The 21432-nt window shown below is 54.3% G+C and carries 17 protein-coding genes; 2 read left to right on the top strand and 15 right to left on the bottom strand.

Annotated features, from left to right (window positions below):
* Positions 1-3 precede the first annotated feature (3 nt).
* Positions 4-630: an SMI1/KNR4 family protein gene (locus tag FVB43_RS21205; protein ID WP_167864714.1), complete on the top strand. Its 627-nt coding sequence runs from the start codon at positions 4-6 to the stop codon at positions 628-630.
* 96 nt (positions 631-726) lie between these two features.
* On the opposite strand, the gene guaA is transcribed toward FVB43_RS21205, so the two are convergent.
* Both guaA and guaB read right to left on the bottom strand, forming a co-directional pair.
* Complete coding sequence (guaA, locus tag FVB43_RS21200; protein ID WP_167864713.1) at positions 727-2307, bottom strand: glutamine-hydrolyzing GMP synthase; 1581 nt, start codon at positions 2305-2307, stop codon at positions 727-729.
* 84 nt (positions 2308-2391) lie between these two features.
* Positions 2392-3858 (bottom strand): IMP dehydrogenase, encoded by a 1467-nt coding sequence (gene guaB, locus FVB43_RS21195; RefSeq protein ID WP_133845876.1) that lies wholly within the window; start codon positions 3856-3858, stop codon positions 2392-2394.
* Positions 3859-4028: 170 nt separating this feature from the next.
* Here guaB and xseA point away from each other — a divergent pair, with 170 nt between their 5' ends.
* On the top strand, positions 4029-5414 hold the full coding sequence (gene xseA, locus FVB43_RS21190; protein WP_167864712.1) for an exodeoxyribonuclease VII large subunit: 1386 nt from the start codon (positions 4029-4031) through the stop codon (positions 5412-5414).
* Positions 5415-5475: 61 nt separating this feature from the next.
* Here the strand turns inward: xseA and FVB43_RS21185 are convergent, their stop codons facing one another.
* From FVB43_RS21185 to pbpC, 13 genes are all read right to left on the bottom strand, one after another.
* Positions 5476-6009 (bottom strand): hypothetical protein, encoded by a 534-nt coding sequence (locus FVB43_RS21185; RefSeq protein WP_167864711.1) that lies wholly within the window; start codon positions 6007-6009, stop codon positions 5476-5478.
* A gap of 224 nt (positions 6010-6233) precedes the next feature.
* Entirely contained in the window at positions 6234-8660 is a 2427-nt protein-coding gene (locus FVB43_RS21180; RefSeq protein WP_167864710.1) for a glucose/quinate/shikimate family membrane-bound PQQ-dependent dehydrogenase, read from the bottom strand.
* A 261-nt stretch (positions 8661-8921) separates the two neighbouring features.
* Entirely contained in the window at positions 8922-9140 is a 219-nt protein-coding gene (locus FVB43_RS21175) for a zinc ribbon domain-containing protein (RefSeq protein WP_133845872.1), read from the bottom strand.
* 65 nt (positions 9141-9205) lie between these two features.
* Entirely contained in the window at positions 9206-10705 is a 1500-nt protein-coding gene (gene der / locus FVB43_RS21170) for a ribosome biogenesis GTPase Der (RefSeq protein WP_133845871.1), read from the bottom strand.
* A 219-nt stretch (positions 10706-10924) separates the two neighbouring features.
* Positions 10925-12106, bottom strand: a complete 1182-nt coding sequence (bamB, locus tag FVB43_RS21165) for an outer membrane protein assembly factor BamB (protein WP_133845870.1) — start codon at positions 12104-12106, stop codon at positions 10925-10927.
* 44 nt (positions 12107-12150) lie between these two features.
* On the bottom strand, positions 12151-12771 hold the full coding sequence (locus FVB43_RS21160) for a YfgM family protein (RefSeq protein ID WP_133845869.1): 621 nt from the start codon (positions 12769-12771) through the stop codon (positions 12151-12153).
* A gap of 37 nt (positions 12772-12808) precedes the next feature.
* A complete protein-coding gene (gene hisS / locus FVB43_RS21155; protein ID WP_133845868.1) occupies positions 12809-14086 on the bottom strand; it encodes a histidine--tRNA ligase in 1278 nt (425 codons plus the stop codon).
* A gap of 64 nt (positions 14087-14150) precedes the next feature.
* The gene (gene ispG / locus FVB43_RS21150) at positions 14151-15272 is read right to left on the bottom strand and encodes a flavodoxin-dependent (E)-4-hydroxy-3-methylbut-2-enyl-diphosphate synthase (RefSeq protein WP_133845867.1); all 1122 of its coding nucleotides are present in this window, start codon (positions 15270-15272) and stop codon (positions 14151-14153) included.
* 40 nt (positions 15273-15312) lie between these two features.
* Positions 15313-16296: a cytoskeleton protein RodZ gene (gene rodZ / locus FVB43_RS21145; protein WP_167864709.1), complete on the bottom strand. Its 984-nt coding sequence runs from the start codon at positions 16294-16296 to the stop codon at positions 15313-15315.
* Positions 16286-17017: a type IV pilus biogenesis/stability protein PilW gene (gene pilW, locus FVB43_RS21140; RefSeq protein ID WP_133845865.1), complete on the bottom strand. Its 732-nt coding sequence runs from the start codon at positions 17015-17017 to the stop codon at positions 16286-16288. The genes rodZ and pilW overlap by 11 nt, the downstream gene beginning before the upstream one ends.
* Before the next feature lie 87 nt (positions 17018-17104).
* Positions 17105-18274, bottom strand: a complete 1170-nt coding sequence (gene rlmN / locus FVB43_RS21135) for a dual-specificity RNA methyltransferase RlmN (protein WP_133845864.1) — start codon at positions 18272-18274, stop codon at positions 17105-17107.
* Positions 18275-18443: 169 nt separating this feature from the next.
* Positions 18444-18875, bottom strand: a complete 432-nt coding sequence (gene ndk, locus FVB43_RS21130; protein WP_062744669.1) for a nucleoside-diphosphate kinase — start codon at positions 18873-18875, stop codon at positions 18444-18446.
* Between the two features lie 219 nt (positions 18876-19094).
* A complete protein-coding gene (gene pbpC, locus FVB43_RS21125) occupies positions 19095-21410 on the bottom strand; it encodes a penicillin-binding protein 1C (RefSeq protein WP_167864708.1) in 2316 nt (771 codons plus the stop codon).
* Positions 21411-21432: the final 22 nt, after the last annotated feature.

Genomic DNA, 21432 nt, shown 5'->3' with positions numbered 1-21432 from the left:
GCTATGAATTCAGACACCCACTCGCCAGCCCCGGCCAGCGACCTTCCCCCTCTGGCCTGGCCAGAATTTGCCGATGATAACGCCCGGCTGGACTGGTGGCGTGTCTGCGCACTGGCCTGGCTCGACCAGTGGGATAATCCGTCTCCGCTGACGCCTGTTAAACCAGAAGATGTGGTCGCACTTGAACAGCGCCTGGGCTGCACCCTCCCTCCGTTACTGCGCACGTATCATGAGCAGATTGGCACGCTGGACCTGGCCGAAACGCTGTGTAGCGTGACACCTGCCAAATACGCCAGCATTGAACCACTGCATAACGCCTACCCCGGCATCAGTGACATTCTGGAAGATGCACCCGATGCCGACGCGCTTTGGGCGCTGGTCAGGCAACTGGTCGTCTTCGGTGACTATCTGGGCAACGGCAATATGTGGTGCTTTCATGTTGAGACCGGCGAGGTGTGGTATTTCGATCACGACAGCTCGCCGATGCTGACGCAAATCTTCAGCGACGTGGGCCAGTACCTCGACGTGCTGATGTTTATGTGCCTGCTGGCCGTTCACGGTGAGGAGGACAATGAGGAGCTGCTGCGTGAGCATCTGGGCGATGCTATCGTGGAGAAGTGGATGTATTGAGGTGACGGAAAATGCTGCCGGAATCCAATAAAAAAGCCCGCGAATGCGGGCTTCGTTCATTCAGTTATCTGTTAGTGATAACGAGAGGGAGAAAAATCATTCCCACTCAATCGTCGCCGGTGGTTTACCTGAAATATCGTAAACCACACGGGAAATCCCGTCGACTTCGTTGATGATGCGGTTGGATACGCGGCCGAGGAAATCATACGGCAGATGCGCCCAGTGTGCGGTCATAAAGTCGATGGTCTCGACAGCACGCAGGGAAACCACCCAGTCGTACTTACGGCCATCGCCCATCACGCCGACAGAACGGACGGGCAGGAAGACGGTAAAGGCCTGGCTGACTTTGTTGTACAGCTCGGCTTTATGCAGCTCTTCAATGAAGATCGCATCGGCACGACGCAGCAGGTCACAGTACTCTTTCTTCACTTCACCCAGTACGCGCACACCCAGGCCCGGGCCCGGGAACGGGTGACGGAACAGCATTGCGTGCGGCAGGCCCAGTTCCAGGCCGATTTTACGCACTTCGTCTTTAAACAGCTCACGCAGTGGTTCAACCAGGCCCATCTTCATTTCTTTCGGCAGACCACCCACGTTGTGGTGCGATTTGATCACGTGCGCTTTGCCAGTAGCAGAAGCGGCTGATTCAATCACATCAGGGTAGATAGTTCCCTGGGCCAGCCACTTCACGTCTTCCAGCTTCAGAGCTTGTTCATCGAAGACTTCAACGAAGACGCGGCCGATGATTTTACGCTTGGCTTCCGGCTCATCTGTGCCTGCCAGTGCGTCGAGGAAGCGTTTTTCGCCTTCCACATGAATGATGTTCAGACCGAAATGGTCACCAAACATCTCCATCACCTGCTCTGCTTCGTTCAGGCGCAGCAGGCCGTTGTCGACAAAGACGCAGGTCAGACGGTCGCCAATCGCACGGTGCAGCAGCATTGCGGTCACAGAGGAGTCAACGCCGCCGGACAGGCCGAGAATCACTTTATCGTTGCCGACCTGCACACGCAGACGTTCAACGGCATCTTCAATGATTTTAGCCGGGGTCCACAGGGCTTCACACTGGCAGATATCCAGCACGAAACGCTCCAGCAGACGCAGACCCTGACGGGTGTGTGTCACTTCCGGGTGGAACTGTACGCCGTAGAAGCGCTTCTCTTCGTTGGCCATAATGGCAAACGGACAGGAGTCGGTGCTGGCAACGGTCACGAAGTCAGACGGGATCGCCGTCACTTTGTCGCCGTGGCTCATCCACACGTCCAGCAGCGGCTTACCGGCTGGGCTGATCGCATCTTCGATGTCACGGATCAGCGCGCTGTTGGTCTGTACTTCAACCTGAGCATAACCAAATTCACGCTCGCTGGAGCCTTCAACTTTGCCGCCCAGCTGCATCGCCATCGTCTGCATGCCGTAGCACACGCCCAGAACCGGAACGCCTGCGTTAAACACATAGTCAGGTGCGCGAGGGCTGTCGTTTTCAGTGGTGCTTTCAGGGCCGCCGGAGAGGATGATGCCGTTCGGGTTAAAACCACGAATCTGCTCTTCGGTCACGTCCCACGCCCACAGTTCACAGTAGACACCCAGTTCACGCACGCGGCGGGCAACCAGTTGCGTATACTGCGAACCGAAATCGAGGATCAGGATGCGATGTTTATGAATATTTTCCGTCGTCATTGGGCTATTCCAGGCGATGTAGTACAAATTCGGGATTACGAGTAAAACGCCCGGCAGTGAAGCCGGGCGTGCAGTACAGGGTTATCAGGAACCCATGCGGTAGTTCGGCGACTCTTTGGTGATGGTCACGTCATGAACGTGGCTTTCCTGAATACCCGCACCGCTGATACGCACAAATTCAGCCTTGGTGCGCAGGTCGTCGATGGTAGCACAGCCGGTCAGGCCCATACAGGAGCGCAGGCCACCCATTTGCTGGTGTACGATCGCTTTCAGGTAGCCTTTGTAGGCTACGCGGCCTTCGATACCTTCCGGCACCAGTTTGTCAGCGGCATTGTCGGTCTGGAAGTAACGGTCAGACGAACCTTTCGACATCGCGCCCAGGGAGCCCATACCGCGATAGGATTTGAATGAACGGCCCTGGTAGAGTTCGATTTCGCCCGGAGATTCATCGGTCCCGGCCAGCATGGAACCGACCATCACGGCAGCAGCGCCCGCGGCAATCGCTTTGGCGATATCACCGGAGAAGCGGATACCGCCATCGGCGATAACCGGGATCCCGGTGCCTTCCAGCGCTTCTACCGCGTCAGAAACAGCGGTAATCTGCGGCACACCTACGCCCGTTACGATACGGGTGGTACAAATTGAGCCAGGGCCGATACCGACTTTCACCGCGCTCACGCCTGCTTCAGCCAGCGCCAGTGCACCAGCGCCTGTCGCGACGTTACCGCCCACGATTTGCAGGTCAGGATATTTTGCACGGGTATCACGGATACGTTGCAGTACGCCTTCAGAATGGCCGTGTGAGGAGTCGATCAGCAGCACGTCAACACCGGCCGCGACCAGCGCATCCACACGCTCTTCGTTACCGGCACCGGCACCCACAGCAGCGCCTACGCGCAGGCGGCCGTGCTCGTCTTTACAGGCGTTAGGTTTACGTTCGGCTTTCTGGAAGTCTTTTACGGTGATCATGCCCAGCAGGTGGAAGCTGTCATCCACAACCAGCGCTTTCTCAACGCGTTTTTCGTGCATTTTATGCAGCACAACTTCACGCGCTTCGCCTTCTTTCACCGTCACGAGACGTTCTTTCGGCGTCATCACGGCAGAAACAGGCAGGCTCAAATCCGTCACGAAGCGGACGTCACGGCCGGTGATGATCCCCACCAGTTCGTTTTCGCCGTTCACCACCGGGTAACCGGCAAAGCCGTTACGTTCGGTCAGAATTTTTACTTCGCTCAGGGCAGTGGTGGGCAACACGGTCTGCGGGTCAGTAACCACGCCACTTTCGTGTTTCTTCACTTTGCGCACTTCTTCAGCCTGGCGCTCAATGGACATGTTTTTGTGAATAAAGCCCAGACCACCTTCCTGTGCTAGTGCAATAGCCAGACCCGCTTCGGTCACGGTATCCATAGCAGCGGACAACATAGGAATGTTTAAACGGATGGTTTTGGTAAGTTGGGTGCTGAGGTCAGCCGTGTTTGGCAGTACAGTTGAATGTGCAGGAACGAGCAAAACGTCGTCAAATGTCAGGGCTTCTTTAGCGATTCTTAGCATGGCAATATCTCAACCTCAGGGTGAATGAGAACTTGTAAAATATTGCCGCGGCATTATACAGGGCGTAATCGATTGCCTCCAGCATTATTTACGAAAAACTCTTGATCCCCTGACTGAGCCATGTAGTATCGGTTAATTAACCCTCTGATTTAAAGTTTGATCTTCATCACATGTCGCTACCTCCAACCGCCAATATTTTTACCGTCAGCCGTCTCAATACGACAGTGCGCAAGCTACTGGAGATGGAAATGGGCCAGGTCTGGTTGAGCGCGGAGATCTCAAATTTCTCCCAGCCCTCTTCCGGTCACTGGTACTTCACGTTGAAGGATGATGGCGCCCAGGTTCGCTGTGCGATGTTCCGCAACAGCAACCGCCGTGTCATCTTCCGTCCGCAAAATGGCCAGCAGGTTTTGGTGCGCGCCACCATTACGCTGTATGAGCCACGCGGCGACTACCAGTTGATTGCCGAAAGTATGCAACCCGCCGGAGATGGCCTGTTGCAGCAACAGTTCGAGCAACTGAAGCAGCGGCTGATGTCAGAAGGACTGTTTGAGCAGAGCCATAAACAGGCACTGCCGGACCCGGCACGCCAGGTTGGGGTGATCACCTCTGCCAGCGGTGCCGCGCTACACGACGTGCTACGCGTGCTACAGCGACGCGACCCGTCACTGCCCGTGGTTATCTACCCGACCCAGGTACAGGGCGCAGAAGCGCCCTCAGGCATCGTACGGGCCATTGAGCTGGCCAATGCGCGCAATGAGTGCGATGTATTGATTGTGGGACGCGGCGGCGGCTCGCTGGAAGACCTCTGGAGTTTTAACGATGAGCGTGTGGCGCGGGCAATTTATGCCAGCCGCATTCCGATTGTCAGCGCCGTCGGGCATGAAACCGATGTGACCATCGCCGACTTTGTGGCCGACCTGCGCGCGCCCACGCCTTCTGCGGCAGCGGAGCTGGTCAGTCGTAATCAGATCGAACTGCTGCGCCAGCTCCAGTCACAACAGCAGCGGCTGGAAATGGCGATGGATTATTACCTCGCGCAGCAGCAGCGGACTTTCACCCGCATTCAACATCGTCTGCAACAACAGCACCCGCAACTGCGTCTGGCACGCCAGCAGACGGCGCTGATGAAGCTACAGCGCCGACTGGATGATGCCATGCAGCTCAGGCTTCGCCAGGCAGTACGCCAGCAGGAGCGCGTGGGGCAGCGTCTGAGTGCCATTCGCCCGGAAATGCGCGTCCAGCGCGCCGGACAGCAGCTCCAGCAGTGGCATCACCGCCTGCAACAGGCCATGCAGCAGCAGCTCAACGCCAATAAACAGCGCTTCGGCAATCTTGCGGCCCAGTTGGAAGGGGTCAGCCCGCTGGCCACGCTGGCACGTGGTTTCAGTGTCACCACAGCGGCAGACGGCCAGGTCGTGAAAAAGACGCAACAGCTACACCCTGGTGACGTGCTGAAAACCCGCCTGGATGACGGTTGGGTGGAGAGTGAAGTCACCGCTATTACGCCGCTGAAGAAAGCGCGTAAACGCAGCGAGTCTTTGTCACGCAAATGAGTCTGGCGGCCGTTGAGACCGACTGACTCATTTCACCCCGGCAAATGTCTGTTGCCGGTCGTTATTGAGAAATCAGCTGTTCGATGTCCGCTAATACCTGTTGTTGATCCATTGGCTGCCGGTCATGGATGCCCATGTCAAAAGCTTGCAGGCTTGCCTCCAGTTTTTGCAGTAAGACTTCATCATCCCGCACACAGAAAATATAGGCATTTTCAAATGGCAGCAGGGTGATTAACCTTAATGCGTGCGGCTTTAAATAAAAATTAATATGCTCGAGCCACGGCACGAAATAGGCTATCTCATAGGGATCAATACTGGCTGTTGACCAATCTATTTTCTCGATAGCTGAAAAAATAAAGTCCGCGGGTGCTTCAGGCATAGATAAATCAGACAGCGTTTTTAATGCGGGAATATCACCGGTGTATTCTTTCCATTCCTCATAGACCATGAGGTTTTGCGCGCTAAGGTGCTTATACAGCCACTCTAAGAGCGTAAACTGCTCATCATTAAGTGGTTTTTCGCTCTGTAATGGCGCGGTATCCAATGCTGGAATGCACTGTTTCAGTGTTATTATCAGGTTTTCTATCTTTTCCATTAATCTCTCCTTTTATTCATTATCAGAGGGGATAAACGTTATGACTCAATTATAACAGCGCGCTTAGTGTTTCCCGCCCTGGCTCAAAAGATCCGATAATTGCATGATTTTACCCCCTCATCCAGGACGGATAGTGTTAACTCCACAAAGTGACCGACAAAAAAAGCCCCTTCAGCGATGAAGGGGCTTTTTTGACATCAGGTTAGCGAGTGAGTCGCTGCGCCTTATTTGTCCAGTGCGTAAGCGATCACATAGTCACCACGATCGGGGGACTGACGCGCACCGCCCGCAGAGATGATGATGTACTGCTTACCGGTTTTCGGTGATTTGTAGCTCATCGGGCCACCCTGGCTGCCCACTGGCAGACGGGCTTTCCATACTTCTTTACCGGTTGAGGTATCGAATGCACGCAGGTAGTAATCCTGCGTTCCTGCGATAAACACCAGGCCGCCCTGTGTTGCCAGCGTACCGCCCAGTGTCGGCATACCTACCGGCATCGGTGCATGCATTTTCACGCCTAGCGGACCGGTGTCCTGCACGGTGCCAACCGGAACCTGCCATACCACTTTCTGTGTTTTCAGGTCGATAGCCGAAAGCGTACCAAATGGTGGCTTCTGGCAAGGGATACCCATTGGCGACATAAAGCGGTTTTTGTTCACGGCATACGGCGTGCCTTTCAGCGGAACGGCCCCCATACCAGTGTTAACCGCTTCACCGCCATCGCTGGCTTTCGCATCGGCTTTCACCGGCACCATCTGCACCCACAGGCCCAGACGCATGTCATTGGCGAAGATGTAGTGGTTATTCGGATCGGTCGACAGGCTGCCCCAATTCATGCCACCCAGCGATCCCGGGAAGCTAAGAGAGAGGTCAGTCCCCGGTACAGTGTACAGGCCATCGTAACGCATGGATTTGAAACCAATACGGCAAGCCAGCTGATCAAATGGCGTCGCGCCCCACATGTCAGACTCTTTCAGCGTACCCGCACCAATCTCCGGCATACCTACGGATTTCGGCTGCGTTGGGGTGTACTGCTCGTTCGGGATGTTACCTGGTTTAACCGGCACTTCCTTCACTTCCGTCAGAGGCTGCCCCGTCAGACGGTCCAGCACAAAGATCTGGCCCGCTTTCGTACCAAACACCACCGCTGGCTTCGTGCTGCCATCTTTCTGTGGGAAGTCGATCAGGCTTGGTTGCATCGGAATATCGAAGTCCCACAGATCGTTATGCACGGTCTGATAAACCCACTTCTCTTTACCGGTGGTCGCATCCAGTGCCAGAATCGAAGCACCGTATTTATGATCCAGCGCGTTACGGTTCGCACCCCACAGGTCAACAGACGAGCTTCCCATCGGCAGGAACACGGTGTTCATGCCCGCGTCATAGGACATCGGTGCCCAGGAGTTCGGCGTGCTGCGAACGAAGGTTTTACCCTCTTCCAGTTTCGCATTTGGATCCTGGTTGCCCGGGTCAAAGGCCCAACGCATTTCACCGGTGATCACATCAAAGCCGCGCAGTACGCCGCCAGGCATATCAGTCTGCACGTTATCCGCCACACGGCCACCGACGACAACAGTCGTACCGGCCAGAGTTGGCGCTGAGGTTAACTGATATTTCGGATCGCTGGCATCGCCCAGGCCGGCTTTCAGGTCAACAAAACCTTTGTCACCGAAGTTCTGGCACATTTCACCATTGTCGGCGTTGATCGCGACCAGACGCGCATCGATGGTGTTCATCAGAATACGGCGCTGACAGGTATCGCCCGCAGCCAGCGTCACAGGTGTGACAGGCGTTGAGTTAGGAACGGTAGGCTGTTCCAGCGGTTTGCTGACATCGAAATAGGCCAGGCCACGGCAGCGGTTCCAGACCTGAGACTGTGCGTTAATCTCGGTTTTCCAGAGCTGCTTACCGGTATCAGCATCCAGAGCAATCACGTTGTTATGCGGAGTACAGAGGAATACGCGATCACCAATCTGCAATGGTGTTTGCTGATCTTCAGCGCCGCTGCCGGTCGGGCTTTCCGGGATATCACCGGTGTGGTAGGTCCAGACAGGTTTCAGATCTTTCACGTTATCGCGGGTGATCTGGTCCAGAGCCACAAAGCGGCTACCGCCTGCGGTGTTACCGTAGTTATCCCAGTTTTTCTGCTCCGTTGACTTATCAACGGGCACCAGCGGCAGCTCCTGACCATTTGCGACGGTCGGATGCGGCTGGAACATGCCATAAAGGGTTGCCAGCAGGCCAACCACGGTCACCACGCCAAGGCCATAAGCCCCTTTCGCGCAGGCAGGTTTGCCTTCATGTTTGCGCAGAGACGGCCAGGTGATCAACGCTAGCAGCAGCATACCTGCCAGGAACATCAGGCGGGAAACCAGCGGCCAGAAGTCGATACCGGCATCCAGCACAGCCCAGATGGCGGAACCAATAAACACCAGAGCAAAAATCACCACTGCGGAAGCCCGGCGACGGAAGAACTGGATGGCGGACAGCACGGTGACAATACCGGCAATCACGAAATACCAGCTCCCACCGAGTGAAACTAATTTTCCCCCACCAATGACAAAGTAAAGGCCTGTTGCCAGTAAAATTAATCCCAGCAAGAAACACCACAGGCCCAGCCATTTAGATGACCCGGCATTTATTTGAGGCATAGCAGAAATACTCCTGGAGAAAATAAGGCAGCTTTTTATGAATACCTTATTTTTATTAACATGTTACACGGAAGCGATCCCGTCCTGCTTTCACCGCTGATGCTCTGACCTCACGGCTGGCGTGGCTGAGCACCGGTAGCAAGCGGCAGGATTGTACCACCAGGTTCATAATCTGATAAACAGAAAATTAACAACCCGTCTATCTTCGATAACTATAGACGGGAAATCGCACAAAATGATTATCGTGATTATTTCCGGGGTTTATGGATTATCAACGGGGAGTAATAGCAGGTGTTTTTTGGACATCAAGCCGTGCCCATGCTCACAGAAGTAGTCCACTGCGCCACAGGCTTTCAGGACAGTCAGAGGAAGATGGCAATCAGGGCAACAGGCAACGAAATGATGCTGGCAGTGCGGGCAGAAAACACCGCTGTCCGTGGTCGTGAGGGGGTGCTGGCAATGCGGGCAAAGTCTGTCCATCGGGTTTCTCCATCGTCTTTGCTTTTCAGCATAAAACAAAGGGGGCCATCAGGCCCCCTTGTGGATCAACGTTTGTTCTTTTTCAGATGGCTCATTAAGCGCTGGCGCTTACGCTGCTGATTTGGCGTCAGCAGGTTACGTTTGCCTTCATAAGGGTTCTCACCCTCTTTGAACTGAATACGGATTGGCGTACCCATGATTTCCAGTGAACGACGGAAGTAGTTCATCAGATAACGTTTGTAGGAGTCCGGCAGGTCTTTCACCTGGTTTCCGTGGATGACCACAATCGGTGGGTTATATCCCCCGGCGTGGGCATATTTCAGCTTCACGCGGCGGCTACGCACCAGCGGCGGCTGATGGTCATCGGCAGCCATGTTCATAATACGCGTCAACATGGAGGTGTTAACACGACGTGTTGAACAGTCGTAAGCTTCGGTCACCGATTCAAACAGGTTACCCACGCCACTGCCGTGCAGAGCAGAGATAAAGTGAATACGGGCGAAGTCGATAAAGCCCAGACGGTAGTCCAGTTGCTCTTTCACTTCATCACGGATTTCCTGTGACAGACCATCCCACTTGTTGACCACAATCACCAGTGAGCGCCCACTATTGAGGATAAAGCCCAGCAGTGAGAGGTCCTGATCGGAAATGCCTTCGTGCGCATCAATGACCAGCAGAACAACGTTGGCATCTTCAATCGCTTTCAGGGTTTTGATCACCGAGAACTTTTCAACGGTTTCAGTGATTTTTCCGCGTTTACGCACCCCGGCCGTATCGATCAGGACATATTCACGCCCGTCACGCTCCATCGGGATATAAATACTGTCACGCGTGGTACCCGGCATGTCGTAAACCACCACGCGCTCTTCACCGAGAATACGGTTAGTGAGCGTTGACTTACCTACGTTCGGACGACCGACAATCGCCAGCTTGATCGGCAGATCCAGCGGGTTGAAATCATCTTCTTCGTCTTCCGGCATTTCGCCGTTGGCTTTGGCTTCTTTTGCCGCAAACTCCGCCCAGTAGGCTTCGTTTTCTTCTTCTTCCGTCAGCTCACGTTCTGGCGCAACAACATCCATCCATGGCAGCAATACCAGTTCCAGCAGGCTGGTGACACCACGCCCGTGGGAAGCAGCAATCGGATGGATTTCGCCCAGACCGAGTGACCAGAAATCGACCACGGCAGAGTCGGCATCCAGGCCATCGGTTTTGTTGGCAACGATAAAGGTTGGCTTATCGCGCGAACGCAGGTGCTTGGCAATAGCGGTGTCAGCAGGCATCAGCCCGGCACGCGCATCGACCATAAACAGCACAACATCGGCTTCTTCAATCGCCAACAGCGACTGTTCCGCCATGCGTGTTTCCACGCCCTCTTCGTTGCCGTCGATACCACCGGTATCGATACAAATAAACTCACGCCCTTCTATTTCGGCGCGACCATATTTGCGATCTCGAGTCAGCCCTGGAAAATCCGCCACCAGCGCATCTCGTGTACGCGTTAAACGGTTAAACAGGGTGGATTTTCCCACATTGGGACGCCCGACAAGCGCGACCACAGGTACCATAGTGAAGCCTCATAACTAAAAAATAAGCGCCTGGCTGCGATATTATTCGCTGTTCCGGCAGATAAACTGCCGCTGTACTCAGGCCGATGGCGCCTAGAATAACACGCCTTGGATAAAACAAAACGGCCCCTGAACAATCAGGAGCCGCTTACCCTTCAACTTTCAGCCCGCTGCAGTCGCGGCAGGCTGAATTCTGTGGGGCACAGACTTGCTGAGGAATTAACGCGTAATCGCGTAAACCTCACCGTCTTTAGACTGAATAAGCAGCTTGTCGCTGGCAACAACCGGTTCGGTCTGGAAACCGGAGCTGTCCAGTTTCTGTTGAGCAACAAAACGGCCATCGTCAGTATTGATCCAGTGCAGATAACCTTCGCTGTCACCGACGACCAGATAGCCATTATACAGAACGGGTGATGTCAGGTTACGGTGCAGCAGATCGCTCTGGCGCCACAGGCTCACGCCACCGTCGGTATTCAGTGCAATCACACGGTCATCCTGGTCTACCAGGAAGATGCGGCCACCGTCGACGATCATGTCGTGAACGGAACCGATTTCGCGTTTCCACAGAATCTGGCCTGAACGCAGGTCCAGCGCGGTCAAATTACCGTTATAGGCTAAGGCATACACGACACCGTTAACGATAACCGGCGTTGTGTCTACGTCGGCCAGGCGATCGATTTCCGTCGCACCACTTGGCTGGGAGATACGTTGCTGCCAGATAATCTGGCCCTGGTTCATAATCACCGCGCTGACGCGGCCGTTATCACCACCAACAATGGCAGCACCAAAGGCCGTCGCAGGTGCAGACTCACCGCGCAGACTCAGGGCTGGCACGTCGAGGTTAACGGTCCACTTGATGTTACCGCTGGTCTGATCCAGACCTTGCAGCATGCCGTTGCTGGTATGAACCAGCACCAGGCCATCGCTGACAACCGGACGGGACAACACTTCACCGGCCGCTTTAGTCTGCCAGGCGATAGAGCCATCGCTGGTGTTCAGCGCATAAACCTGACCACGCTCACTACCGACATAGACATGACCCGCATCAACGGTCAGGCCACCGGAAAGCAGCGCGGGAATATTGCTGGATAACCAACCGGTTTTTTCTGCCAGGTCGACTTTCCACTGTTCTTTGCCATCGCCTGAATTCAGCGCTTTGACCACACCGTGGCGGTCAGCGGCATAGACGGTATTCTCAGACCAGGCCGGGTGCAGGTTGGAGTAGAAATCACCTACGCCATTGCCCACTGAGGTGCTCCAGACTTTTTCTGGTTCGAACTGATTCTGCACTGTCGGCAACGGTGACATTTTGACAACATCTTCTTCACCGCTGAACCATGAACATCCGCTGAGCAAGGTGACTGACATCAGTCCCGGCAGAAGTAACTTACGCAATTCCATGAAATCCCTCTTGTGCCTGTAAGGCCAAATGTACAAGGAGCTATTTAGCCCGGCAGATTATTCACTTTCATTTGCAGCATCTCTTTCAGCGTCGAAGACGCATCAGAAGCGATTCCTTTGCTCCACGCATCGCGTGCGCCTTTGACATCGCCTTTGCTGAGTAACGCTTCACCGCGTACATCAGCCACGATAGCTGCCCAGCCGTCACCTTTAACGCTTTCCAGTGTTTTCAACACGGCGTCAGGCTGCTTCTGCTGTAACTGGATGCGTGCAAGGCGCAGGTTCAGAACCGACTGCAAGTTAGCATCTTTGGTGCTCTTGAGGCCGCTCTGCAACTGGTCTACCGCTTTATCCAACTGATTGTTGTCAATATAGCGTTTTGCCAAATCCAGAGAAGCCAGTGCACCGTAGGTATTGCTGTTTTCGCTGGCAAATTTAGCTACTGCGTCAAGCGAAGCGGGTTTCGTGGCGTCCAGCGCCGACGTCACCTGCTGATAAGACGCGGACACTTCACGCGATCCGCTGTCCTGATGATTACTCCAGTAACGCCAGCCCAGTAATGCGCCGACGCCCAGAACAACGCCAACCACTAACGCTTTGCCATTCTGAGCAAAGAAGTTCTTCAGCGCATCTACCTGTTCGTTCTCGTTGCTATACACTTCCACGCAATCCTACTCCTTTAAATCGTGCCGCCGCAGAGGCTTAACGCTGTAACATCGATGCCAGCGTAGCTGCCGCAGCACTTTGTGCCAGCGTTTGTTGCTCGCCGTTACGCAAATCTTTAATCACCAGTTGGCCATTGGCCACTTCATCTTCACCGAGTACCAGTGCAATGCGGGCGCCCCACTTGTCTGCACGGGCAAACTGCTTCTTGAAGTTACCGCCACCAAAGTTAGTCATTAGCTTCAGTTCCGGAAGCGCGTCACGCAGCTGTTCTGCCAGCAGCATCGCCGCGCTCTGTACGCCCTGACCCGAAGCGATAACATAGACATCAACAATACGCGTCGGTTCAAATTCTGGATTAACCGCCTGCACCAGCAGGACCAGACGTTCCAGGCCCATCGCAAAACCGACCGCCGGGGTTGCACGTCCACCCAACTGTTCAACCAGGCCATCATAACGTCCACCGGCACAGACGGTGCCCTGTGAACCGAGGCTGCTGGTCACCCATTCAAACACGGTCCGGTTGTAATAGTCGAGGCCACGCACCAGACGCTGGTTGACGGTATAAGCAATACCGGCTGCATCGAGCAGGCTGCACAGCCCGGCGAAATGCTCGCGGGACTCGTCATCCAAATAATCACCGAGCGTTGGTGCATCATTCAGCAGTGCCTGAACATCCGGGTTTTTGCTATCCAGCACGCGCAGCGGGTTAGTATACATGCGGCGTTTGCAGTCTTCATCCAGCACGTCAATATGCTGTTCGAGGAAGGCCACCAGCGCATCACGGTAATTGGCACGGGCTTCCAGTGAACCGATGGAGTTCAGCTCCAGGCTGACATGCTCAGAGATACCCAGTGCTTTCCACCAGCGGGCCGTCATCATGATCAGTTCCGCATCGATGTCCGGGCCTTGCAGACCAAACACTTCAGCACCAATCTGATGGAACTGACGATAACGCCCTTTTTGTGGACGCTCATAGCGGAACATCGGGCCGATATACCACAGACGCTGTTCCTGATTGTACAGCAGACCGTGTTCAATGCCCGCGCGTACACAACCCGCGGTACCTTCAGGACGCAGCGTCAGGCTTTCACCGTTGCGGTCATCAAAGGTGTACATCTCTTTTTCAACCACATCGGTCACTTCACCGATAGCGCGTTTGAATAACGGGGTCTGCTCTACAATCGGCAGGCGAATTTCGCTGAATCCATAGCTGCCCAGCACCTGCTTGAGGATCTGTTCGATACGCTGCCATACCACGGTATCAGCAGGTAAATAGTCGTTCATGCCGCGAATGGCCTGGATATTCTTCGCCACTAGTTTTCTCTCATCAATTTGATTCAGCAAGGGGCGACCGAAATAAAAGGCCGCCCCTTGCAGTTTATTTTTCGACCTGCTGGACATCAATCCGGCGCGATGCGTCCAGTATGGTGGCTTTCGCACGAATGCGGGCTTCCAACTGATCGATCATATTGTCGTTATCCAGACGCTCGCGCAGACGCACGCCATCTTCGTAGAAACCGCTTTTCTTGCTGCCGCCAGTGACGCCCATCGTGGAAACGGTGGCTTCACCCGGGCCGTTCACCACACAGCCGATAATCGAAATATCCATCGGTGTGATGATATCTTCCAGCCGCTCTTCTAACGCATTCACCGTGCCGATCACGTCAAATTCCTGACGTGAACAGGTTGGGCAGGCGATAAAGTTGATACCGCGCGCGCGAATACGCAGCGACTTAAGGATATCGAAGCCGACTTTTACTTCTTCAATCGGGTCGGCCGCCAGCGAGATACGCAACGTATCGCCGATGCCTTCCGACAGTAGCAACCCCAGGCCAATGGCCGATTTGACGGCACCCGCACGTGCACCACCCGCTTCGGTGATGCCCAAATGCAGCGGCTGGTCGATCTGCTTCGCCAGAAGTCGATAGGACTCAACGGCCAGGAACACGTCGGAGGCTTTCACACTGACTTTGAACATATCAAAGTTGAGGCGATCGAGGATGTCCACATGACGCATCGCGGATTCCAGCAGCGCCTGCGGAGTGGGCTCACCGTACTTTTCCTGCAAATCTTTTTCCAGCGATCCGCCGTTAACACCAATGCGGATGGGAATATTGTAATGACGCGCGCAATCCACCACAGAGCGAATACGCTCTTCATTACCAATGTTGCCGGGGTTGATGCGCAGACAGTCCACGCCATATTCGGCAACTTTAAGGGCAATACGGTAGTCAAAATGGATATCAGCGACCAGCGGGACATTTACCTGCTGTTTGATAAGACGGAAAGCTTCTGCGGCATCCATCGTTGGTACGGACACACGCACGATATCGACACCAACGCGCTCCAGAGCTTTGATCTGAGCGACCGTAGCGGCAACGTCGGTAGTGCGGGTATTGGTCATGGACTGGACGGCAATAGGTGCACCGTCACCCACGGGCACCTTGCCGACGTAAATGCGCTTTGATTTGCGACGGGTAATGGGTGCTTCGTTATGCATATTCTTTCTCCACAATCACTCGCGACCAGAGGAAGATGCGTTATTGCGCACCGATAGTCAGGCGAGCAACCTGGTTAGTACGGATGAAACGACTCAGATCGACAGGTTTACCCTGATATTCGATCTGTACTGCGGCCGGCGCACCAATCTTCAAACGATAGGGGGCGGTGCCGGCAAGGCTGAGTTTACCACCACTACGCTGAATACCGCTGAACAGTTTCTTGCCTGCTGCATCGGTTACTTCCAGCCAGCAATCGCTGGAAAAAGTCATCACTACGGCGTTTGGGTCAACAGCAGGCTGGCTGACGCCGGCGCTGCTGGTAGGCAGTTGCCCACTGACACCGGCCTCAGCCGGTGCCTGACTTGGTGAAACCACAGCAGGCTGAGAATTATCAGCCTGAGTATTTGCCGCAGGTACCTGCGCCGTGGCAGCTGGAGTGCTGCCCGTGTTCGCAGAATCTGCTGCTGGTCTGGTATCCAGTGGAATGGCCGTTTGCCCACTGCTATCAGTGGCGCTGTTGGCATTACTGTCGGTCAAAGGGATCGACTGACTGTTATCCCCTTCGGACGACGCGTTTTGATCGGCCATTGAAACCAGATCATCCTGAGCGGCTTTGTGATTCTGCCACCACCAGGCTCCCGTCAATCCCACCACCACAAACAACACCAGCCAGGTGAAAATCATCAACCAGCCGTCGCGTTTTTTGCGGCGTTTACCGAGGGAAAAACTTTGCATCGGTTCAACTTTCGCGGCTCTGACCGGGGCCTGCTTGGCCATCATCGGTAGCAGCTCTTCTTCCGGCACGCGAACCAAACGCGCGTAAGAACGGATATAGCCACGCAAAAAGGTCGATGCCAGGTCGGCAGGCGACTTGTCCTCTTCAATATCACGAACAGTGGAAAGTTTCAGGCAGAGGCGTTCAGCAACATTCTGCTGAGTCAGGCCCATGAGTTCACGGGCACCACGCAGGCGCTCGCCTGTTGAATTTACGTTAGGTTTGTCTTGAGTGGCTTCAGTATTCATTAGCTAAGAAATGCTGGTACTGTATCGATTGTGGAAAAATTCGCGCAAGTTGAGCCCCATAATAATGAACTTCATCGGGCTGATTGACCTGCGCGGCGAAGCGAATCTCTAACCACAGGCTTTCTGCCGAAACAGGAAAGTTGTGTTGATAAACATCTAACAGGAGCCGTGAATCTGCACGACTCCCCTTTCCAAATCGCCTTTCGGCTTCTGCCAGCATTAGCATTCCTTTGGTCGGATCGATTTTCACCGCATCCTTCAGCGCTTCTCGCGCTTTTTCATGCTGGCCGGCATTCAAAAAACAATAGCCGGAATTTTCAACACTGTCGGCACGAAGCCCATTTGCTGAATCATCCATTGCCCTGCTGAACAGCCGTTGTGCCGCATCATACTGCCCTAATCCGCAGAGAAACGCACCGTAATTATTAAGCACATAGCTGTTTTGCGCTGCTAATTTCAGGGCGTGACGATAATGTTGCTGCGCCATGCTGTTGTTGCCTGTCTGCTGCTGGTAGCGAGCCATCGCCAGTTGGGTACGGTAATCGCCTGGTGCAATGGCGATTGCACGCTGCAAATTCCTGCGTGCAGCATCATTGTTACCGCGCGCCAACCAGGCCATTCCCAACTGAATCCGTGTTTCAACCAGTGCATCTGGCTGTGGCGAAGTCTGACATCCCGCCAGCAACATTATCAGCACAAAGGCGATTATCCCTGCCCGCATCCCTGTCTCTCCCTGTTTTTATCAGCCACTTATCGTACGCCAATATTGCCAGGTTCAATACGGAATTAGGCAGGAAAACACCGGGTTTCAGATCGCCTTCACAGAGATGGCTTCTCCAGCCAATTTCTTTTTCAACGTGCGCTTAGTACGGTCAATAACATCACCTGCCAACTGACCACACGCAGCATCAATATCATCACCACGGGTTTTACGCACAATAGTAGTAAAACCGTAATCCATCAACACTTTAGAGAAGCGATCGATGCGACTGTTCGAACTGCGACCATAAGGTGCTGCCGGGAAGGGGTTCCACGGGATCAGGTTAATTTTGCACGGCGTATCTTTTAACAACGCGGCCAATTCATGCGCATTATCAGTGCTGTCATTGATGTGATCGAGCATCACGTACTCGATGGTCACACGCCCTTGATTAGCATTAGACTTGCCGATATAACGGCTGACGGATGCCAGGAACGTCGCAATATTGTACTTTTTGTTGATCGGTACAATTTCGTCACGAATTGTGTCATTAGGCGCATGCAGCGAGATCGCCAGCGCCACATCGATCATATCGCCCAGCTTATCCAGCGCAGGAACTACACCCGACGTGGATAGCGTCACGCGGCGTTTTGACAGGCCAAAGCCAAAATCATCCAGCATAATTTCCATTGCCGGAACCACATTGGTCAGGTTGAGCAATGGCTCACCCATCCCCATCATCACCACGTTGGTGATAGGGCGCTGGCCAGTGACTTTGGCGGCACCGATTATTTTAGCTGCACGCCATACCTGACCAATAATTTCGGATACACGCAGGTTACGGTTAAAGCCCTGCTGCGCCGTTGAACAGAATTTGCATTCCAGCGCACAGCCCACCTGGGAAGAGACACACAGCGTGGCGCGATCTTTTTCTGGAATGTAGACGGTTTCTACCTGCTGCCCACCCACCTGAATGGCCCATTTAATGGTGCCATCGGCTGAGCGTTGTTCTTCCGCGACTTCTGGTGCGCGTATTTCAGCGACCTCTTTCAGCCTGTTACGGAAAACCTTGTTGATGTCGGTCATCTCATCGAAATCATCACAGCAGTAGTGATAGATCCATTTCATCACCTGATCGGCACGAAACGGTTTTTCACCCATGCTGGCAAAAAACTCACGCATCTGCTGACGATTGAGATCGAGCAGGTTGATTTTGTCTTTTTTAGGGATGGCAATTGCAGGAGATTCGGACGACGGCGTCACAATAAGTTCTGACATAATATTCTCTGGCCTCGTTGTTACACGTTATGGCTCTGGGTTTGGAGTGAATAAAATAGAAGCGCCCCTGAACACAACGTCAGGGGCGCATTATTGTACTCATGACTTCGTAAGGGTTAAAGCAGCAAACACACTTTTTTTGTAAACCCTTTTCCGTCAGGCAACCGAATTAACGGGTACGCGGGCAGATTTCGCCTTCGCCGAAGAAGTAAGCGATTTCACGGGCAGCAGATTCAGCAGAATCAGAACCGTGAGTCGCGTTCTCGGTGAAGCTGTCTGCGTAGTCAGCACGCAGCGTACCCGCCAGCGCGTTCGCCGGGTTAGTTGCACCCATCAGGTCACGGTGACGCTGTACGGCATTTTCGCCTTCCAGTACGGAAACAACAACCGGACCAGAGGTCATGAATTCAACCAGGCCATCAAAGAAAGGTTTACCCTGGTGTTCAGCGTAGAAACCTTCAGCCTGCTCTTTGCTCAGGTGCAGCATTTTGCTGCCAACGATTTTGAAGCCAGCGCTTTCAAAACGGTTGAAGATGGCACCGATAACATTCTTTGCCACAGCGTTTGGTTTTACGATGGAAAATGTACGCTCAATAGTCATTGTTGACCCCTGTATTATCTTTCGAGTTTAGCCGCGAAAACGGTTCCCGGCCGGGAAAATGGCCGCAGATTATAGGGGGCATCGCGAGAGATGCCTATCGGAGATTCAATAATTTAATGAAAAACCCGATCCTCATCGCGACATTTTTTCCCCACCTGCGGCTATTTTACGCAGCCCGTGGATTGATGACCAGAAAAGCGCCTGGGGATCCGTCTGAAATTAGTTGATCAACGCCACATTAATCAGACGACTGTCGGCACGGCCACGGTCGTCTACCGCACGAATACGATATTTCCCCGGGCGGGAGGGCCGCCAGTCGAGGGGCGTTTTACTGGCACTGCTACCAAGATAAACATCATCAACAAACCAGTAAACAGTGGCACTGTCCGCATCGGTCACCGCGCTGAAACTGATATTGTCCCGCCCTTTCTGCGACTGACGCAGCTGGTAAGTGGTGTTCTTCAACGGCGACGTTATGCGTGGTGCATCTCCTCCCACTGCGCCCTGCTGGCAGGTAACCGCTGGCGGCTGGCGCTTGGGCAACCCGGCTTGCATAAAGACGTTGGCAAGATCGGAGGGCCAGAACTCAAACACTTCAATATGGCTGGTCTCTGTATCCCAGGGGGCACAGACGGGTTGCCCACTCTGATTATCAATACGTAAGGGGCGGTAAACCGTATCCACTTTAATCGGGGATTTACCCGGAATAAACCAGCTTTTGCCGCGCTGCTGGCACCACTGCGTGGGCAGATCGCCACTCGGCAGGCAGATTTCCACACGTTTCAGATGCACCGGGAAGCGATGCTTAGGCTCACTCAGTCCCGGATAGCTGGCAATCACACTGTCGATAATATTGAAAAACAACGGTGCGGCAGCCTCAACGCCGACAAACGCGTTATTGCCCTGCCCGTTAAAGTTCCCCTGCCACACCACCAGCACATAAGGACCAAAAATACCGACGCTCCATGCGTCGCGAAAGCCCCAGGAGGTGCCGGTTTTCCAGTAAACAGGAAGCGATGACGGGCGCTGCGCTAATGTATCGCCAGGGCGGCGGTGCTGACGCAGAATATCCAGCGTCATAAAACTGGCCTCTTCACTCAGCAGGCGAAATGCCGGCGACTGAGGGTCCTGCTGACGCAGCCGCAGCGCGCGAACTTCGCCCCGGTTAGCCAGCATCGCATAGAGTTTCGCCAGTTCCTGGGCAGTCACCTCTCCCCCCCCCAGCACCAGCGACAGTCCATAATGTTTTTCGCTGGCAAGATTACTGATACCCGCCAACTGTAAAAACTGATAGAAACCCGGCTGGCGCAGCCGTGAAGCAATGGTCACCGCCGGAATATTTCGGCTGAAATTGAGGGCGTCGGTCGCAGTCACCGGCCCGAGGAAGCGGCGGTCAAAGTTCTCGGGCGCATAGCTGCCGAAGGAGTAAGGCACATCTTTCAGAACGGTCATCGGATGCAGCACGCCCTGCTCCATCCCCAGTGCATAAATAAAGGGCTTCAACGCGGAACCCGGGGAACGTTTAGCGTTTGTGCCATTCACCTGCCCCTGAATCTGGCGGTTGTAATAGTCGGCCGAGCCGACCATAGCACGTACTCCCATATCGCGGCTGTCCACCAGCAGCACGGCGGTATTATGAATCCCCCGGCTCTGATTACGACGAATAAACGCGTTGACCTGTCTTTCAACCAGCCGTTGCAGACTGGCATCCAGCGTGGTGTCCACACGGGGTTGACGCTCTCCGATCTGCAACTGTTCAATGAAGTGCGGTGCGATAAAAGGCAAATCCTGCGGCTGACGCAGGGCTAACGGCAGCTGAAACAGCGCTTGCTGGCTGTGGTCGGTGGGATAATGCTGCTGCCAGCGCAGGAACAAGCGGTTGCGCGCCTGCATCAGCGGCGGGCTGACTTCATCACTGCGAGGATTAATACGCAAACTGGGTGACTGAGGCAGTACCGCCAGCGTCAACGCCTCTGCCAGCGTCAACTGTGCAGGGGGTTTGGCAAAGTAGATCAGGCTGGCTGCACCAATACTTTCGATGTTACGCCCATACGGAGCGTAATTCAGATAGGCTTCCAGGATATCGTGTTTGGAGTAACTGAGTTCAAGCTGAAGGGCGCGCAACACCTGAACTATCTTGCCTTTTGGCGATCGGGTATTCAGTTGCCACACCATGCGCGCCAGTTGCATGGTGATGGTCGATCCGCCCTGCTTATTGCCGCCCAGCACATAGCTGCGCCAGAAGCCCCGCGCCAGGCTTAGCGGGTTTACGCCGGGGTTGTACCAGAACCAGCGATCTTCATGCAGCAACAGTCCGTCCACCGCCAACGGCGAAATCGCCTCCAGAGGCGTCCACTGACGATAGCGATCGTCGCTGGCCAGCGACAGCCGTAGCAATGTGCCATGACGGTCATACCATGCCGTGGACAGCGGGACACCTTGTGATAACGGCGGATGTGGCCACAAACGAAAGCCTGTCACCAGCAGCGCCAGTAATCCCAGCGCCACTGCCAGATTTTGCAACAGACGTTTCATGTGTTCATGCTACCCGAAGCCC

This window comes from Erwinia rhapontici (genome assembly GCF_012271765.1).
Classification (GTDB): domain Bacteria; phylum Pseudomonadota; class Gammaproteobacteria; order Enterobacterales; family Enterobacteriaceae; genus Erwinia; species Erwinia rhapontici.
Note: the sequence above shows the minus strand (reverse complement) of the source record. Positions and strands in the feature narration are given on the sequence as shown.

Bases quoted from the DNA above. Each gene is read 5' to 3' on its own strand.
- ndk (WP_062744669.1), bottom strand. From the start codon at position 18,875: ATGACTATTGAGCGTACATTTTCCATCGTAAAACCAAACGCTGTGGCA.
- rodZ (WP_167864709.1), bottom strand. From the start codon at position 16,296: ATGAATACTGAAGCCACTCAAGACAAACCTAACGTAAATTCAACAGGC.
- rlmN (WP_133845864.1), bottom strand. From the start codon at position 18,274: ATGTCAGAACTTATTGTGACGCCGTCGTCCGAATCTCCTGCAATTGCC.
- pilW (WP_133845865.1), bottom strand. From the start codon at position 17,017: ATGCGGGCAGGGATAATCGCCTTTGTGCTGATAATGTTGCTGGCGGGA.
- FVB43_RS21185 (WP_167864711.1), bottom strand. From the start codon at position 6,009: ATGGAAAAGATAGAAAACCTGATAATAACACTGAAACAGTGCATTCCA.
- FVB43_RS21180 (WP_167864710.1), bottom strand. From the start codon at position 8,660: ATGCCTCAAATAAATGCCGGGTCATCTAAATGGCTGGGCCTGTGGTGT.
- ispG (WP_133845867.1), bottom strand. From the start codon at position 15,272: ATGCATAACGAAGCACCCATTACCCGTCGCAAATCAAAGCGCATTTAC.
- pbpC (WP_167864708.1), bottom strand. From the start codon at position 21,410: ATGAAACGTCTGTTGCAAAATCTGGCAGTGGCGCTGGGATTACTGGCG.
- guaA (WP_167864713.1), bottom strand. From the start codon at position 2,307: ATGACGACGGAAAATATTCATAAACATCGCATCCTGATCCTCGATTTC.
- FVB43_RS21175 (WP_133845872.1), bottom strand. From the start codon at position 9,140: ATGGACAGACTTTGCCCGCATTGCCAGCACCCCCTCACGACCACGGAC.
- guaB (WP_133845876.1), bottom strand. From the start codon at position 3,858: ATGCTAAGAATCGCTAAAGAAGCCCTGACATTTGACGACGTTTTGCTC.
- FVB43_RS21205 (WP_167864714.1), top strand. From the start codon at position 4: ATGAATTCAGACACCCACTCGCCAGCCCCGGCCAGCGACCTTCCCCCT.
- bamB (WP_133845870.1), bottom strand. From the start codon at position 12,106: ATGGAATTGCGTAAGTTACTTCTGCCGGGACTGATGTCAGTCACCTTG.
- der (WP_133845871.1), bottom strand. From the start codon at position 10,705: ATGGTACCTGTGGTCGCGCTTGTCGGGCGTCCCAATGTGGGAAAATCC.
- xseA (WP_167864712.1), top strand. From the start codon at position 4,029: ATGTCGCTACCTCCAACCGCCAATATTTTTACCGTCAGCCGTCTCAAT.